General features: G+C 38.8%; 15 protein-coding genes. 11 read left to right on the plus strand and 4 right to left on the minus strand.

What is annotated here, in order from left to right:
- The first annotated feature begins 93 nt into the window (after nucleotides 1-93).
- Nucleotides 94-1,647, plus strand: a complete 1,554-nt coding sequence (gene amaB / locus ACFOSX_RS04015) for an L-piperidine-6-carboxylate dehydrogenase (RefSeq protein WP_386097254.1) — start codon at nucleotides 94-96, stop codon at nucleotides 1,645-1,647.
- Nucleotides 1,648-1,665: 18 nt separating this feature from the next.
- Nucleotides 1,666-2,184 carry a hypothetical protein gene (locus ACFOSX_RS04020; protein WP_386097256.1) on the plus strand — a complete coding sequence of 173 codons (519 nt, stop codon included), beginning with the start codon at nucleotides 1,666-1,668 and terminating at the stop codon, nucleotides 2,182-2,184.
- Between the two features lie 244 nt (nucleotides 2,185-2,428).
- Here ACFOSX_RS04020 and ACFOSX_RS04025 read toward each other — a convergent pair whose 3' ends face one another.
- The 4 genes from ACFOSX_RS04025 to ACFOSX_RS04040 are packed head-to-tail and all read right to left on the minus strand — an operon-like array spanning nucleotide 2,429 to nucleotide 5,713.
- Nucleotides 2,429-3,562 (minus strand): ATP-binding protein, encoded by a 1,134-nt coding sequence (locus ACFOSX_RS04025; RefSeq protein WP_386097258.1) that lies wholly within the window; start codon nucleotides 3,560-3,562, stop codon nucleotides 2,429-2,431.
- A gap of 60 nt (nucleotides 3,563-3,622) precedes the next feature.
- Nucleotides 3,623-4,012: a four helix bundle protein gene (locus ACFOSX_RS04030; protein WP_386097260.1), complete on the minus strand. Its 390-nt coding sequence runs from the start codon at nucleotides 4,010-4,012 to the stop codon at nucleotides 3,623-3,625.
- A gap of 33 nt (nucleotides 4,013-4,045) precedes the next feature.
- The gene (locus ACFOSX_RS04035) at nucleotides 4,046-4,795 is read right to left on the minus strand and encodes an SDR family NAD(P)-dependent oxidoreductase (RefSeq protein ID WP_386097262.1); all 750 of its coding nucleotides are present in this window, start codon (nucleotides 4,793-4,795) and stop codon (nucleotides 4,046-4,048) included.
- Nucleotides 4,796-4,837: 42 nt separating this feature from the next.
- On the minus strand, nucleotides 4,838-5,713 hold the full coding sequence (locus ACFOSX_RS04040) for an aldo/keto reductase (protein WP_386097264.1): 876 nt from the start codon (nucleotides 5,711-5,713) through the stop codon (nucleotides 4,838-4,840).
- Nucleotides 5,714-5,944: 231 nt separating this feature from the next.
- Here ACFOSX_RS04040 and ACFOSX_RS04045 point away from each other — a divergent pair, with 231 nt between their 5' ends.
- From ACFOSX_RS04045 to ACFOSX_RS04085, 9 genes are all read left to right on the plus strand, one after another.
- A complete protein-coding gene (locus ACFOSX_RS04045) occupies nucleotides 5,945-6,814 on the plus strand; it encodes a DUF4382 domain-containing protein (RefSeq protein ID WP_386097266.1) in 870 nt (289 codons plus the stop codon).
- A gap of 146 nt (nucleotides 6,815-6,960) precedes the next feature.
- Complete coding sequence (locus ACFOSX_RS04050) at nucleotides 6,961-7,962, plus strand: AAA family ATPase (protein ID WP_386097268.1); 1,002 nt, start codon at nucleotides 6,961-6,963, stop codon at nucleotides 7,960-7,962.
- A gap of 74 nt (nucleotides 7,963-8,036) precedes the next feature.
- A complete protein-coding gene (locus tag ACFOSX_RS04055; RefSeq protein ID WP_386097270.1) occupies nucleotides 8,037-8,903 on the plus strand; it encodes a DUF58 domain-containing protein in 867 nt (288 codons plus the stop codon).
- A gap of 7 nt (nucleotides 8,904-8,910) precedes the next feature.
- Nucleotides 8,911-10,617 (plus strand): hypothetical protein, encoded by a 1,707-nt coding sequence (locus tag ACFOSX_RS04060; protein ID WP_386097272.1) that lies wholly within the window; start codon nucleotides 8,911-8,913, stop codon nucleotides 10,615-10,617.
- Complete coding sequence (locus tag ACFOSX_RS04065; protein WP_386097274.1) at nucleotides 10,607-11,611, plus strand: vWA domain-containing protein; 1,005 nt, start codon at nucleotides 10,607-10,609, stop codon at nucleotides 11,609-11,611. Before ACFOSX_RS04060 ends, ACFOSX_RS04065 begins: the two co-directional genes overlap by 11 nt.
- On the plus strand, nucleotides 11,604-12,641 hold the full coding sequence (locus tag ACFOSX_RS04070; protein ID WP_386097276.1) for a vWA domain-containing protein: 1,038 nt from the start codon (nucleotides 11,604-11,606) through the stop codon (nucleotides 12,639-12,641). Before ACFOSX_RS04065 ends, ACFOSX_RS04070 begins: the two co-directional genes overlap by 8 nt.
- A 43-nt stretch (nucleotides 12,642-12,684) precedes the next feature.
- Nucleotides 12,685-13,518, plus strand: a complete 834-nt coding sequence (locus ACFOSX_RS04075) for a tetratricopeptide repeat protein (protein ID WP_386097278.1) — start codon at nucleotides 12,685-12,687, stop codon at nucleotides 13,516-13,518.
- 6 nt (nucleotides 13,519-13,524) lie between these two features.
- Nucleotides 13,525-15,288, plus strand: coding sequence for a BatD family protein (locus tag ACFOSX_RS04080; protein ID WP_386097280.1), 1,764 nt, complete (start codon nucleotides 13,525-13,527; stop codon nucleotides 15,286-15,288).
- Nucleotides 15,288-16,040, plus strand: a complete 753-nt coding sequence (locus ACFOSX_RS04085; RefSeq protein ID WP_386097282.1) for a tetratricopeptide repeat protein — start codon at nucleotides 15,288-15,290, stop codon at nucleotides 16,038-16,040. Before ACFOSX_RS04080 ends, ACFOSX_RS04085 begins: the two co-directional genes overlap by 1 nt.

Below are 16,040 nucleotides of genomic sequence, written 5' to 3' on the forward strand. Positions count from 1 at the left end.
TAAACCACTTTTAATTAGTATATTCGTGGCGCGAAAATGGCCTCTTAAATAGAGGTGTTTGAAATCACAAAAATTTTAAATTAAATACAGATTATGGAAGCAGTTGCAACTGATTTCGGGATAAAAGAAGCACTAAAAACATTAGGTGTAAATGATATAAATGATGGTACGTCCACAGGGTCTCAGTGGTTTTCTGGTGGGGAACTTATTGAAAGCTATTCGCCGGTAGATGGTCAGCTGATTGCTAAGGTTAAAAGTTCAACCAAAGAGGATTACGAGCGTGCTATGGCATCGGCGACGGAAGCTTTTAAGACATGGCGAACTATGCCAGCACCTCAGCGTGGAGAAATCGTACGTCAATTTGGAGAGAAATTAAGAGAGAAGAAAGAAGCCTTAGGGAAATTAGTCTCTTACGAGATGGGAAAATCGTACCAAGAAGGCTTGGGTGAAGTACAGGAAATGATTGACATCTGCGATTTTGCGGTTGGACTGTCGCGTCAGTTACATGGATTGACCATGCACTCAGAGCGTCCTGGGCACAGAATGTACGAACAGTACCACCCGTTAGGTGTGGTAGGGATTATCTCAGCCTTTAACTTCCCGGTGGCCGTTTGGTCTTGGAATACTGCTTTGGCTTGGATTTGTGGCGATGTTTGTATTTGGAAGCCGTCTGAAAAAACTCCAATATGCGGTGTGGCTTGCCAAAATATAGCTTCTGAAGTCTTTGCAGAAAACAACTTGCCAGAAGGTATTTCTTGCCTTATCAATGGCGATTACCGTGTTGGAGAATTTATGACAAAAGACACGCGTATTCCCTTAGTTTCTGCAACAGGTTCTACCCGAATGGGAAAAATCGTTGCTAAAGAAGTAGCAGGACGACTAGGAAAATCTTTATTGGAGTTAGGTGGTAACAATGCCATCATCGTAACTCCAGATGCTGATATAAAAATGACCGTTATTGGTGCCGTTTTCGGTGCTGTTGGAACAGCGGGTCAGCGTTGTACATCGACAAGACGATTGATTATTCACGATTCTATTTACGACAAAGTAAAAAATGCAGTAGTTGATGCGTATAAGCAATTACGTATTGGAAACCCATTAGACGAGAACAATCACGTTGGGCCGTTAATTGATACGGATGCGGTAGACATGTACAACCAGGCCTTGACCAAAGTGGTAGAAGAAGGTGGTAATATCGTAGTTGAAGGCGGGGTGCTTTCTGGCGAAGGTTATGAGTCAGGTTGCTATGTAAAACCAGCAATTGCAGAAGCGCAACCACATTTTGAAATCGTGCAACATGAAACATTTGCGCCAGTACTTTACTTATTGAAATATTCAGGTGATGTGGAGAATGCGATTGCTATTCAGAATGAAGTAGCGCAAGGCTTATCTTCAGCCATAATGACCAATAATTTGAGAGAAGCTGAACGGTTTTTATCTGTTCAAGGGTCTGACTGTGGAATTGCCAACGTCAACATCGGAACGTCTGGTGCTGAAATCGGAGGTGCTTTCGGTGGTGAAAAAGATACTGGTGGAGGCCGTGAGTCTGGCTCTGATGCTTGGAAAATCTACATGCGTCGCCAAACCAATACCATTAATTATACCACTGAGTTGCCACTGGCACAAGGAATTAAGTTTGATTTGTAATCAGTTGAAACTTTAAGTTTGAAAACGCTAATACATTCACTCGTTATATTTGGATTTGTTTTTAGTCTTCATGCTCAAAAGAGCTCCATTGACTATCAACAAATTGAAAACATAGGAAAGTCTTTCAATAGTAGGTTAAAGAGTGGCGATATAGAACATTTGAAAAAGATGACTCCTCCTGAAGGAACTTGGACCTATCCAAGATTACTTGATTATAAAAAAGAGCTTGAAGAAGATTCTCCAATAATTATTGGAAGTTATATTGAACCTTCTAGAAACAAAAATGTCTATGCATATAATTTGTTTGCATTAATTAATAGAGGTGAGATAGAAGGTTATGAATATTTCTTTTCTTCTATTTTAAGTATAGACATATCTAAGGAGAAATATAGAATTAAAAACGCTTTTTTATTTACGGAGAATGAAGCTTTAAAAAATTGGTGGATGCATACAATAGGGTTCTATGAAGGAGATGATATTAAGGATATTCCTGAAGAATTTGTTTATAAGGTTTGTCCACCTCCACCTTTCAAATAAGTTTCATTTAATAAACATCAAAAGCCGTATCATAATGATACGGCTTTTGTTTTGCCTAAACAAAAACCTTATTACAGTGCCGTGACTTTGCCGGGAGTAATAAGGTTGTATAACTTATTAATAGCGAGACTAATATAGAACGAATTTTAAAGATTTTTTTGAGTTTTCGACAAATGGATTAATTATTTGTCCATCTGGAATAATCTTGAAATAGAAAATCGATGAATTGCTAAATTTTATCGCTCTAATTGTATTTCACTTTACGTAAAATGCGCATCGTCTCTTTATAGAAAATGACGAATTGTTTGTTTTGACCTTTTACGAATGGTTTTAAGTCGAGCAACTTGTCTAAAGCAGAGTCAAATCCATTCAAATAACAAATGAGGTAAGTGGCGGGCAGATTGATTAAATCCTGCTGGTCTTGTGGTCGCAATGGCAGATGTTTTTGAAGCCGTTGCAAAATCACATTATTGCTGTTGTAGATATGATGTAGAATTTTTTTATCGAATTGTGGCGGTTCAAAAATCAGCTCGGATTCGATGGTGTATTTGGCGTTGTTTTCAAACTGAATGGTGGTTTCTTCCAACTTGTAATACTTAAAGGTATCATGAAGCCCGAGCTTTACATATTCAATAATTTTGAAGTCATTTTCAGAATACGAAATAGACACTTCATCCAAAGCCGAGTAGAACAAACGCTTTTGCTCGTTTATCATTTCAATATCCACGCGCGAGTAGAATACTTCGTCTTTGACCACCTTGCGATGACCCGCCCAGCATAGCACAAAATATTCTTTAAACACCTTGTATTGTGGATTAAAATCTCGACGTTTTTCCATAAAATCGAAAACGCCATTTAAGGTATGTTCAATGTTGTTTTGTGCATGACTTTCAATCGCCTCAACAATCTTAGAATTGACGTCCTTAATTTCGATATCAAACACCTTTGGCATGGAAATACTGCCATCCCGAAAGAAAACCGCACCGCCATAATACTTCCAAATGTTTTTTCTAAGCGAGGTTATTTGGTCGTTTGGCCGAATGGTCACCAAACCAACCACCTTATGGTCTGGCAGATGTGGAAAGGGAATGTTTTCGTATTGTACGATTGGCGGGTGAGTGAGGTAGGCATTGATGAGATTCTGGATTTTACTATCGTCAAAAAAATCAACCCCAATGATTTGATTGTCTTCATCCTCAACCCCAATCACGATATAGGAATTGTTCTTAGGATTACTGTTAGACAGCGCACAGACATGTTTTAAAAACTTGGCCTTACCTTCTTTATGGGAAATATCAATCTTTCGCTTTTTGTCATAGAAACTGTTCTCGTCATTATGTGCGAGTAGGTTTTTAATGAGTAGGCGTTTATTAATCAATTGGTATTAGGTATTGTCTATTGCTATTTTTTATTCAAATTAAATGAAAACTGTGTTTTACTAATCGAATTTTGGTCCTTTTCGTTCAGATTTTTTCAAAAATGTCATGAATTTTGAAAGTTGATTTATTAAATCTTCTGCTTGTGCATTCAATGCATCATAAGTCTCTTCATTTATATGTTTTCTTCTGAAAAATCGTGTTAATTGTGCTTTAGCTTCACTGCAAGAACCTCTTGAATAACCCATAAACATAATGAATTCTCTGTTTCCTCCACGACCAAAACCTTCAGCAATATTATCCATTACAGAACCTGAAGACCCGTTGATTTGCTCTCGTAATTTATAGTCTTTATTCAAGGTTGTGTTGCAAATGATATCCCAAATACCATCACAAAAAACGATTGAAGCTTTATAAACTTCTAAACTTTCAAATGAAGTATGATGCGCCATAACTAGAAAATAAAAAATAGAAATAAATAATAATTAGTTCTTCTTCACAATCGTAGAACTCGCCTGCGCCGTACAGAACATAAGTACATCCGCAATGTTTACATGTGCCGGACGCGTCACCGCAAAGTGAATAACTTCCGCAACATCCTCAGCCTGCAACGCTTTGTAGCCTTTGTAGACATTATCGGCTTGAGCACCACCTTTAAATCTAACGTCTGAAAACTCCGTTTCTACAAGTCCTGGGTTTATAGCGCTAACTTTAATACCATAAGGGTTGAGGTCGATGCGCATGCCTTCGGTGATGGCCAAAACGGCATGTTTGCTTCCGCAATAAACATTCCCTTTGGGGTAAACTTCCTTTCCTGCGGATGAACCAATATTAATGATATGTCCTGATTTGCGCTCGGTCATCCCTGGAATCACCGCTTTACTGACATAAAGCAAGCCTTTCACATTAATGTCCATCATGGCATCCCAATCGTCCAGATTGCCTGTTTCAATAGGGTCGAGACCGTGGGCGTTTCCAGCATTGTTGATAAGGATATCAATATTTTTGAAGTCTTCAGGCAAACTATCAATGGCCTTTAATACATCTTCACGATTACGAACATCAAAATTTAAGGTGTGTACATCCGTTTCGCGAGACAATGCTTTTTGGATGCTATCCAACCGCAGTTGCCGTCGTCCACAAAGGACGAGGTTGATATTGTGCTTGGCGAATTCGTGCGCGGTAGCTCTGCCGATACCACTCGTTGCGCCTGTAATTAAAGCTGTTCTTTTCATATAATATTTTCTTATTTCGTCTTCGGTTTCAACTTCAACTTTCTATGGCACCTTATGCCCTTGGCTCGCCACTAAAATCTTAAACCAATCCTCTAATTCTAAATCTATGCTTGTGGCATCCATCGCCTGTGATAATCGGGTTTTATTGGTGGTGCCAACAACCGGCAAAATACCCGCAGGATGTTTAAGCAACCAAGCCAAAAGCAATTGGTCTTCCGTAGCATTGTACTTATCTAACAATTCGCCCAATTGTTTGTGAATACGTCGTGTTTGCTCGGTATCTTCTTTAAAGACAGAACCCAAAGGGGACCAAGCCATTGGTTGAATATCATTTACAGTCAAATAATCCAATGTGCCGTTGTGCATCGCCGAATGTTGGGTTAGGGAAAATTCAATTTGATTAGCCTCTAAATCCACTTTAGTCTTGAGTAAATCCATTTGAGAAGGCGTAAAATTGGAAACCCCAAATGATTTTATTTTCCCCGATGTCTTCAAATGGTCTACGGCTTTTGCAATAGCATCAGGTTGCATCAAAGGACTTGGGCGATGCAACAAAAAAAGGTCCAAATAATCTGTTTGCAACTCTTTTAAAGAGCGTTCGGCCGACCAAACGATATAATTTGTACTATAATCATAATGCTTTACGGAATTATTTCGGGCGTCGCCCATATATTGAATGCCACATTTTGAAATAAGTTGAAAGTCTTCGCGCTTAACGCCAGATGCTTTAAATGCTTTTCCAAATTCGCCTTCGGTGGAATAATCGCCATAAATATCCGCATGGTCAAAAGTAGCGATGCCGATATCTATATTGTGTTCAATAAGTTCAGCCATTTCTGCCGTTGAGCATTGTTTACCCCAGCGACCCCAAGTCATGGCACCACTTATAATTTTAGAATAGGTTTTGGATGTCTTCATATTAAATTTTTCACTATAAAAATATCCATTTCAAGTTTAAGACCGTGAGGAAGACCCATTAATTTTTTTGGCAGAGAGACGCTTTGCAACATATCGGTTTCAATCAATAATAAATGGATATGAACTAATCCAAAAAGCACTTCCAAAGTATCTTGCAGTCCGATAAAAATGAAAGAGAAACGTCTATAAGTCACTTGTGGACGTATAATTACAAACCTTAAATCAAATAAAATGAAATTTTTAAAATCTTTTAAGCTATTAGGATTACTCGTTTTGGCCTTAATTTTTGCAAGTTGCAATGACAATGACAACCCAAGTAATGACACAGCGAATATCTCAGTAAAATTAGTAGATGAACCAGGTGATTATGACAATGTATTTGTAGAAGTGGTAGATGTTTTGGTAAAGTATGACAATGCTGATGACGACGCGCAAGAGGATATGGACCAAGATGGTGATGTAGATGAAGATGATGCAGGATGGGTATCATTAAACGCCATTAATACGGGTGTTTATGATTTATTAGAACTTACCGGTGGTGTAAGTCTAGACCTTGTAAATGACGAAGAAATCGAAGCCGGATTCATTAAAGACATCCGACTGGTATTGGGTGACGATAATACCGTTGTTATTGATGGAGAAACGTTTCCATTAAACACGCCAAGTGCACAGCAATCTGGTCTTAAAGTAAAAGTAGACCAAGCTATTGAAGGTGGATTTAATTACGACTTTATCTTAGATTTTGATGTTGACCGTTCTATCGTCATGGCAGGAAATTCAGGTAACATTAATTTAAAACCTGTATTGAGAGCGAGTTTGGAAATAAATTCTGGGACTTTAGCCGGAAGCATCACCAACGATGATGTAGCTGTTGTAATTACAGTATCAGACGGTGTAGACGATATTGCTACAACAACTATTGATGATATGGGTAATTTTGAAGTTCCTGGCTTATCTCCTGGAATCTATACAGTTTCCGTTACTCCTGAAGTGCCAGCTGAAGGTGAAGAAGGACCAGTGTATCTAGAAGTTGTTTTAACCGATGTTGAAATTGAAGTTGGAACAGTAACTACTTTAGAAGCTATTACGCTTGTAGAGTAGTCTCTTAAAAGCATTATAAAATGGGCGATTTTCATTGAAAATCGCCCATTTTTTTTAACCAATCGTTAACAGCGAAACAAGAATAATTTTAACAATTTGCGTGTCTGTAAAATTTGAATAGTATACGTTTGTAAAAACCGCTAAATATGGAAGACACTGGGACAATAGATATTGCCAGCATCAATCAAAAAATAGAAAAGGAAAGTGCGTTTATTGACCTTTTGACCATGGAAATGAACAAGGTCATTGTCGGTCAGCGCCACATGGTAGAACGTCTGTTGATTGGCCTTCTTGGTCAGGGACATATTTTGTTAGAAGGTGTGCCGGGACTCGCAAAGACACTAGCCATCAACACCTTATCACAAGCCGTTGCTGGAAGTTTTAGTCGAATTCAGTTTACACCAGATTTGCTTCCTGCCGATGTCGTCGGAACCTTGATTTACAACATCAAAGAGAATGATTTCTCTATTAAAAAAGGACCGATTTTCGCCAACTTTGTTTTGGCGGATGAGATAAACAGAGCACCAGCAAAAGTACAGTCAGCCTTGCTTGAAGCCATGCAAGAAAAGCAAGTGACTATCGGCGATGAGACCTTTATTCTAGATAGACCTTTTTTGGTTATGGCGACGCAAAACCCTGTGGAGCAAGAAGGAACCTATCCTCTGCCAGAAGCTCAGGTTGACCGTTTTATGTTGAAGACCGTAATCGATTATCCAAAATTAGACGAGGAGCAACTCATTATCAGAGCCAATCTTAAAGGTGGTTTTGAAAAAGTGAATCCTGTTGTTTCCGTAGAACAAATCCTGAATGCCCAAAAAGCAGTCAGAGAGGTCTACATGGACGAAAAGATTGAACGCTACATTCTAGATATCATTTTCGCTACACGTTATCCTGAAAAATACAATCTAGAAGACATAAAGCCGCTCATTTCATTTGGCGCGTCTCCTCGTGGAAGTATCAATTTGGCGACTGCCGCCAAATGCTACGCTTTTATTAAGCGTCGTGGCTATGTGATACCAGAAGATGTCCGAGCCGTGGTATACGATGTTCTAAGACATAGAATTGGGATTACCTACGAAGCCGAAGCAGAGAATGTGACTTCTGTAGATATTATTAACAAGATTGTCAATGAAATCGAAGTACCATAGAATTTTAGATTTTAGAATCGCGATTGACGATTTATAAAATCGTACATCAAAAATCTTCAATCCTAAATTGAAAAATGGACACCAAAGAACTTCTTAAAAAAGTACGGAAAATAGAGATAAAGACGCGTCGCCTGTCAGACCATATCTTTGGTGGCGAGTATCACTCTACGTTTAAGGGTCGTGGTATGACCTTCTCTGAAGTGCGCCAATACCAATTCGGCGATGATGTCCGTAATATCGATTGGAATGTGACCGCGCGTTATAACGAACCCTATGTCAAGGTTTTTGAAGAAGAACGTGAACTCACCATGATGCTCATGGCGGATGTTTCGGGCAGTAAACTCTTTGGAACACAGAATCAATTTAAGGATGAAATAGTCACGGAAATCAGTGCTACTTTGGCCTTTTCCGCAACTCAAAATAATGATAAAATTGGGCTGATTTTATTTTCAGATGAGGTAGAATTGTACATTCCGCCGAAGAAAGGCCGTTCCCACGTATTACGAATTATCCGTGAGTTATTAGAATTCAAACCGAAAAGTAAAAAGACCGATATCGCCGAAGCCATTAAGTTTTTATCCAACGTCATGAAGAAGAAAGCCATTGTTTTTATGCTTTCAGATTTTATGGCGGACGATTACGAGCAGAATCTAAAAATTGCTTCAGGCAAACACGATATTACCGGGATTCGTATTTACGATAAACACGAAGAGGCCATCCCAAATTTAGGGATGGTGCAAATGGAAGACGAAGAATCCGGCGAGCTGGTTTTAGTCAATACAGCTTCAAAAAAAGTACGTCAAAACTACAGCAAGTATTACAACGAGCGCGTCAATTATTTTAAGGAGGTCTTTACAAAATCGGGCTCTGGGACTATCGATTGCCGTGTGGATGAAAGCTATGTGAAAAAATTATTAGGATATTTTAAACGAAGAGGATAAGGGATTTATGATTTTCGAATTACGACATATGAACGTTCAGAAGCGCACCAATTTAGGTGTCTTCCTTCCTTTGTTCTTAATTCTCACGTCTTCATTTTCGTTCAGTCAGGTCACTACAGAAGTAGACACCACAAAAATTAGAATTGGGGAACAAATCAATTTTAAGATTAAAGTTGAAACCGATAGCACCAATTTGGTCATTTTTCCCGAAGGGCAAACCTTCACGCCTTTGGAAGTGGTTGAGATTTCAGAAATCGATACCTTAAAGAAGGATGCTAAGTTTCAATTACTTCGAAATTATGCGCTGACGCAATTCGATTCAGGGTCATATTACATCCCGAAGCAAAAACTACTGATTGGCGATACCGTTTTTATGACGGATTCGCTCAAAGTTTATGTGAATACTGTTGAAGTCGATACTACGAAGCAAGGCCTGTACGATATTAAACCGATTATTGAAGTTGAAAAATCATCAAGCAAATGGTGGTTGTATCTATTACTGATACTACTGGGATTGGGCTTAGTGGCTTTTTTAATTTGGTGGTTTATCTGGCGAAAAAAACCATTGACAGAGGAGGAAACCATTGCCTTGTTACCACCGTACGACCGTGCAAAACTGGCCTTGGAAAAACTCGATGAAAAAGCCTATCTCGAAAAAGACGACATCAAGAATTACTACGTAGAGTTGACTTTAATCCTAAGAAAGTATCTCGATGAAAAAGTCTACGACCGTGCGTTAGAAAGCACCACGGATGAATTGATTGCACGATTGAAATTGCTTCAAGACGCCAACGAATTGGAGTTGGATGATTCTACCATTTCAAGCTTTGAAAAAATATTAAAACGTGCCGATTTGGTAAAGTTCGCTAAGTCTGTACCAGATAAGACGCTCGCCGAAATGGATAAAGACACCATTTCAAAAGAAATAGATGCGGTAAGAGCGCAATTGCCAGAGCCTTCCGAAGAAGAAAAATTTATGGACCTTAAATACAAGGAGGCTGTTGAAAAGCGAAAGAAAACCAGAAAGATTTTACTAACTATCGGTATTGCCTTCTTCGTGTTAATGGCAACGACTGTGGGGCTTGGTATAAAATATGGTTTTGCGTACGTAAAAGATACCATCATCGGTCATGAGAGTAAAGAATTGTTAGAAGGCGATTGGGTCGATAGTGCTTATGGTTTTCCACCAGTTTATATTTCAACACCAAGAGTGCTAAAGCGTATTCAAGTTGATTTGCCAGAAGAGCAGAAAGCTAACATGACGATGACCACGTTCAACTACGGCACCATGCTCGATATTTTTAGCGTAACGGTCAACACTACAACTTTAAAGCGTCCGCAAAATCAAACTGGCTCGGACGAAGAGCTAGAAGAAAATGCTATTGACCTTTTAAAAGTGTCTGAAGGTGCTTTGCAAGGGTTTGAGCAACAAGGCGCCCAGGATATTACCGTTAAGCGTGAAACAGTTGAAACACCAAATGGTGCTGAGGGCTTAAAGACCTTTGGAGAATTTAAAGTTACGATTCCAAATACCGACAAACGTATTTCGGCTAAATATGACATGCTCATTTTCAAGAATAAAAATGTATTGCAACAAATCATCATTACGTATCCAGAAGATGATGATTATGCAGACCAAATGGTAGAGCGTATTGAGAATTCCATAGAGTTGATTAAACGAACCGATAGCGAGGAGGAGGAAGATGTTCAATAACATAGAATTTTTAAATAAAGAATTGTTTTGGCTCCTATTGCTTTTGCCTCTAGCGATTGTGTGGTATGTTTTTAAGTACCAACGCCAGACGGCTGAGCTTAGAATGTCAACAACACAAGGTTTTAAAGGCACTAGTTCGTTCTGGACGCTGTTTAAACATTTCCTTTTTGTATTAAGACTAATAGCCTTGGCTTTAATAATTACAGCCATTGCTCGACCACGCACTGTAGATGTTTCCACAAAAACCAAAACCACGAGCGGTATAGATATCGTTATGGCCATTGACGTTTCGGCAAGTATGTTGGCGCGCGACTTAAAACCTAGTCGATTAGATGCCCTTAAAAATGTGGCTTCAGAATTTATCGATGGTCGCCCAAATGACAGAATAGGTTTGGTGGAATATGCTGGTGAAGCTTATACCAAAACCCCGATTACCAGTGATAAAAACATTGTACAACGCGCACTAAGAGATATAAAATACAATACCATCATTGAGAGTGGAACGGCCATTGGCATGGGATTGGCAACCTCAGTCAACCGTTTAAAGGATAGCAAAGCCAAAAGCAAGGTTATTATTTTATTGACGGATGGGGTAAATAATTCTGGGTTTATAGACCCTAAAATAGCAAGTGAATTAGCTGTTGAATATGGGATAAAAACGTATACTATCGGTATTGGTACTAATGGAATGGCTCTATCCCCAATCGGCGTTTTACCAAATAATCAATTGCAGTTTGGACGTGTTCAGGTAGAAATTGATGAAACCCTCTTGAAAGAAATTGCAGACGCTACGGGCGGTAAATATTTTAGAGCCACCAACAACCGCAAACTGGCTGAGATTTATGAAGAAATCAATAAGCTCGAAAAAACCGAAATCGAAGAAAAGAAATATTATAACTATCAAGAAAAGTATAGGCCATTGATATTAGTCGCTGGACTCTTACTCTTATTGGAACTGTTATTAAGAAACACATTATTTAGAAGCTTTGTTTAAACTCGACGAAAAAATATGGTTTTGGACTTTACTGGCAATTCCGGTAATCGTTCTGCTATTTCTGTTTTTACAGATTTGGCGTCGTTCGGTACAGAGAAAGTTTGCAGATTCTGGGTTATTGAAGCGATTGAGCCCCAACCGTTCTATTTTTAAAGGAACGTTAAAGATGCTTGTTTGGTGCTTCGCCTTTTTGTTCTTGACCTTAGGATTGGTTAACCCTAAAATCGGGACAAAGTTAGAAACCGTACGTAGTCAAGGTGTGGACATCGTTTTTGCTGTAGATGTGTCTAAGAGTATGTTGGCCGAGGATATTGCGCCAAACCGATTGGACAAGTCCAAACAATTGGTGACCCAAATATTAAACAGCTTAGCCAGTGACCGTGTGGGAATCATCGCTTATGCTGGTAAAGCATTCCCGCAATTACCAATTACTACGGATTATGCAGCGGCGAAGATGTTCCTTCAAAATATGAATACGGATATGCTATCGTCTCAAGGCACCGCGATTCATGAGGCGATTGAATTGGCCAAAACCTATTACGATGATGAAGAGCAAACCAATAAAATCCTCATCCTTATTTCAGATGGAGAAGACCACGGAGATAGTGCTAGAACTATTGCTGAGGAAGCGGCCGATGAAGGCATCCGAATTTTTACCATCGGTGTAGGAGAAGCCAAAGGAGGTCCGATTCCATTGAAAAAGAATGGTGTGATTCTTGGATACAAAAAAGATAACCAAGGTGAAACAGTCATTACTAAACTTGATGAATCTACCTTAAAAACTATCGCAGAAGAAGCGAACGGAGTTTACATCAACGGTGCAAATACTTCCGAAGTTGTGGATACTATTAAAGACCTCTTGGATAAGATGGATAAGCAAGAATTTGAATCAAAGCAAGTCGCTGATTTTAAAGACCAGTTTCAATGGTTTTTAGGCTTTGCATTGTTTTTACTGTTTTTGGACATATTCTTGTTAGATAGAAAAACAGGATGGCTAAAACGCCTAAACCTGTTCAATGAGAACTTTTAATTTTATTTAACGCTAAATAATGAAGGCTTTTATACATTTAAATATGAGATTTTTTATAGCATTATTGGTGTTTTCGTTTGGGCTTCAGGCTCAAGACGTGACTAACGAAAAGCAGTTGGTCAAAAAAGCGAAGAAGGCTACCGAGTTGGTATATGAAGGCAATGAATTACTTCAAGATAACCAAATGGTGGAGGCCGAAATGGAGTTCCGCAAGGCACTTTCGGAAAAGAAAGACAATGTTGCTGGCGCATATAATCTAGCACACACCTATTATAAAAATGGAAGCTATGATGAAGCTTTGTTCAGGGTAGAGCAAGCCGCAAAAAGTGCAACAAACAAGTCAGATAAACATAAAGCTTACCATAACATTGGGAATATTCTCATGCAGAATAAACAATGTAAAGCGGCGGTAGAAGCTTTTAAAAATGCATTACGAAACAATCCCACAGACGACGAAACTCGTTACAATTTAGCCCTCGCACAAGAATGCGCTAAGGAAGAAGATGGTAGTGGCGAGGATAATAAGGAAGACGAAAATCAGCAGGACGACCAAGACAAAAAAGAGCAAGACCAACAGAAAAATAAGGACGACCAGCAACAAGAAAAAGACAAAAAAGAAGACGAAGGCGATAAGGATAAAAAGAAAGGTGAAGAGGAAGAAGATGATAAAGGAAAGCCTAAAGATGAAAAGGACGAAAAGAACAAAGGTGACGAAAACAAAGACAAGCAAAAGCAGAAACCTCAGCCTGGAAAAATGTCGCCACAGCAAATAAAGAATATCTTGGAAGCAATGAGTAACCAAGAACAGAAAGTCCAAGAGAAAATAAATGCACAAAAACAAAAAGGCGCTAAAGTTAAAACCGAAAAAGACTGGTAATCCTATATGCTAGCAAGGTCTTTCTATATCGTTCTATTTCTTTTATGCTCAGCGGCATCGTTTTCGCAAGTAAAGTTTGAAGCAAAAGTCTCCAAAAGTAAATTAGGACTTAATGAGCGACTTCGTGTTGATTTTGAAATGAACCAAAGTGGCGATAATTTTGAATCCCCTAATTTCACGGATTTTACCGTTGTCGGCGGGCCTAATTTGTCAGAAAGTACATCTTATTTTAACGGTCAGCGTTCCTACGCTAAAACGTATACGTATTTTTTATCGCCAACGGCTAAGGGTCGTTTCAAGATAGGAGCAGCTTCTATTGAAATTGGAGGCAAAACCTATAAAACGGAACCCGTAATAATTACAGTTACGGATGCCGTAGCGCCACCTAAGAATTCAGCAGCAGCGGCAGCACAAACTATTGCGGATGAAAATATCCATCTCGTGGCTGAAGTTTCAAATCCTAATCCTTATCTTAATGAGGCGATTACCGTTATTTACAAACTATACGTAGCACCATCGACTGGAGTTCGAAACTGGGTAGAGAAGGAAAACCCAAGATTTAATGATTTTTGGAGCCAAAATCTTGAAATTAAGGCTTATAAAGAAGAGCGTGGTAAATACAAAGGTGAGGATTACAGGTTTGTGGTTTTGAAAAAAGCTGTGCTTTACCCTCAAAAGACAGGTAAATTAAAACTAGATCCTTTTGTATTAGACCTAGTAGTTGAAGTGCCTAAAAACGGTTACGATATATTCGGAAACCGCTTAATGACGCGCGTACCTCAAACTATTAGAGCGGGGAATAGAACTATTAATGTAAAACCTTTGCCAGAGGAAGGTAAACCAGCTGACTTTAGTGGTGCTGTTGGCGAATTCGATTTTGTGGTTACGACCAATAAAACAGCTTTGAATGCATCAGAATCCTTGGAAGCCAAAGTACAGGTTTCGGGTAAGGGGAATCTTAAATTATTTGAATTGCCAAAGTTGACCGTGCCAAGTTCTTTAGAAGTCTATGAACCTGAACATGCTGAAAATGTCCGTACAAATCTTGGAGGCATGCAAGGACGAATATCAGACACCTATACGATTGTGCCTCAGTATAAAGGTAAATATCCGATACCAAGCATCTCGTTTTCGTATTTCGATTTAAAAACAGAATCGTATAAAACCCTCAATTCTGAAGAGCTTTTGGTTGATGTAATTACAGGACCTTCCAACACTGAAAATACCGCAACTTCAACTGCGATTGCGCAACCCAATACGCCGAATGCACCTTTTGCTTTTATAAAAATAAGCACCAATTTTAAACCCACAGAGAGCAAGCCGTTTTTTAAATCAACGACCTTTTGGGCGAGTCTGTTAATGCCATTATTGGCTATTCCTATTGCTATTTTGGTGAGACGAAAGAAGGACGAACGCGATGCTGATATAGTCGGTAATAAAAGACGAAAGGCCGATCGTTTGGCTAGAAAGTATTTAAGCACAGCTAAAAAAGCATTGGGCGATAAAGTGCCATTTTATTTGGCTTTAGAAAAGGCTTTGCACAATTACCTTAAGGCCAAACTGAAGCTTGAAACTAGTGATATGAGTAAGCCAAAAATCAGGGAATTGCTGGCTTCAAGACAAGTTGATGAGGTCAACATCGATAGTTTCTCAAAACTACTAGAAAGTTGTGAGCTGGCAAGATATGCACCTTCAACAACGGTTGAAATGCAACGTGACTATGATGTTGCCGCTACGACAATTTCACAAATTGATAAACAAATCCGATAATGATGAAAAACGTATTTGTTCTTCTTTTTTTAAGCCTGAATTTTATTGTCTTCAGTCAGAATTCAAAACTATTTGAAGAGGCCAACACCTTATACAACAACGGTCAGTTTGAAGATGCAATTTCAAAATATGAAAAGATATTAGAGTCTGGACAGCATTCTGCAGAAGTGTATTTCAATTTGGCTAATGCCCACTATAAACTCAATCATATCGCACCCAGCATTTATAATTACGAAAAGGCATTACTGCTGGCACCAAACGATTCAGAAATAAAAAACAACAGAAGCTTTGCCCAGAATATGACCATTGATGGTTTTTCAACAGTTCCAAAAGTTGGATTTGCTAGAATTACCAATAACCTCACTAATACATTATCGACAGATGGTTGGGCCGTTTTTGCAGTGACTGGCGTTGTTTTATTTGTTATCTTTTACCTTTTATATTACTTTTCATATACATCGAGCAAAAAAAGAATTGCATTTATCCTTAGTTTCGTTGTCGCCTTAATCGCATTAGTTGCATTGGTGATGGCATTTCAAAAAGAAACCTTGGATGCCAATGACAAACCAGCAATTGTTTTTGCCGATGAAATTAAAATGCAGGCGGATCCTAATTTAAAGAGCGATGAAATACTTCGTATACATGAGGGAACCAAAGTGCAGATTATCGATGTCTATGAGGCGTGGAATAAAATTCGATTAAGCAATGGCACCGAAGGCTGGATTCCGGCAGAGTCCATAAAAAAATTATAA

The sequence above is a fragment of the Winogradskyella maritima genome (assembly GCF_042650215.1).
In the GTDB taxonomy this organism is placed as follows: domain Bacteria; phylum Bacteroidota; class Bacteroidia; order Flavobacteriales; family Flavobacteriaceae; genus Winogradskyella; species Winogradskyella maritima.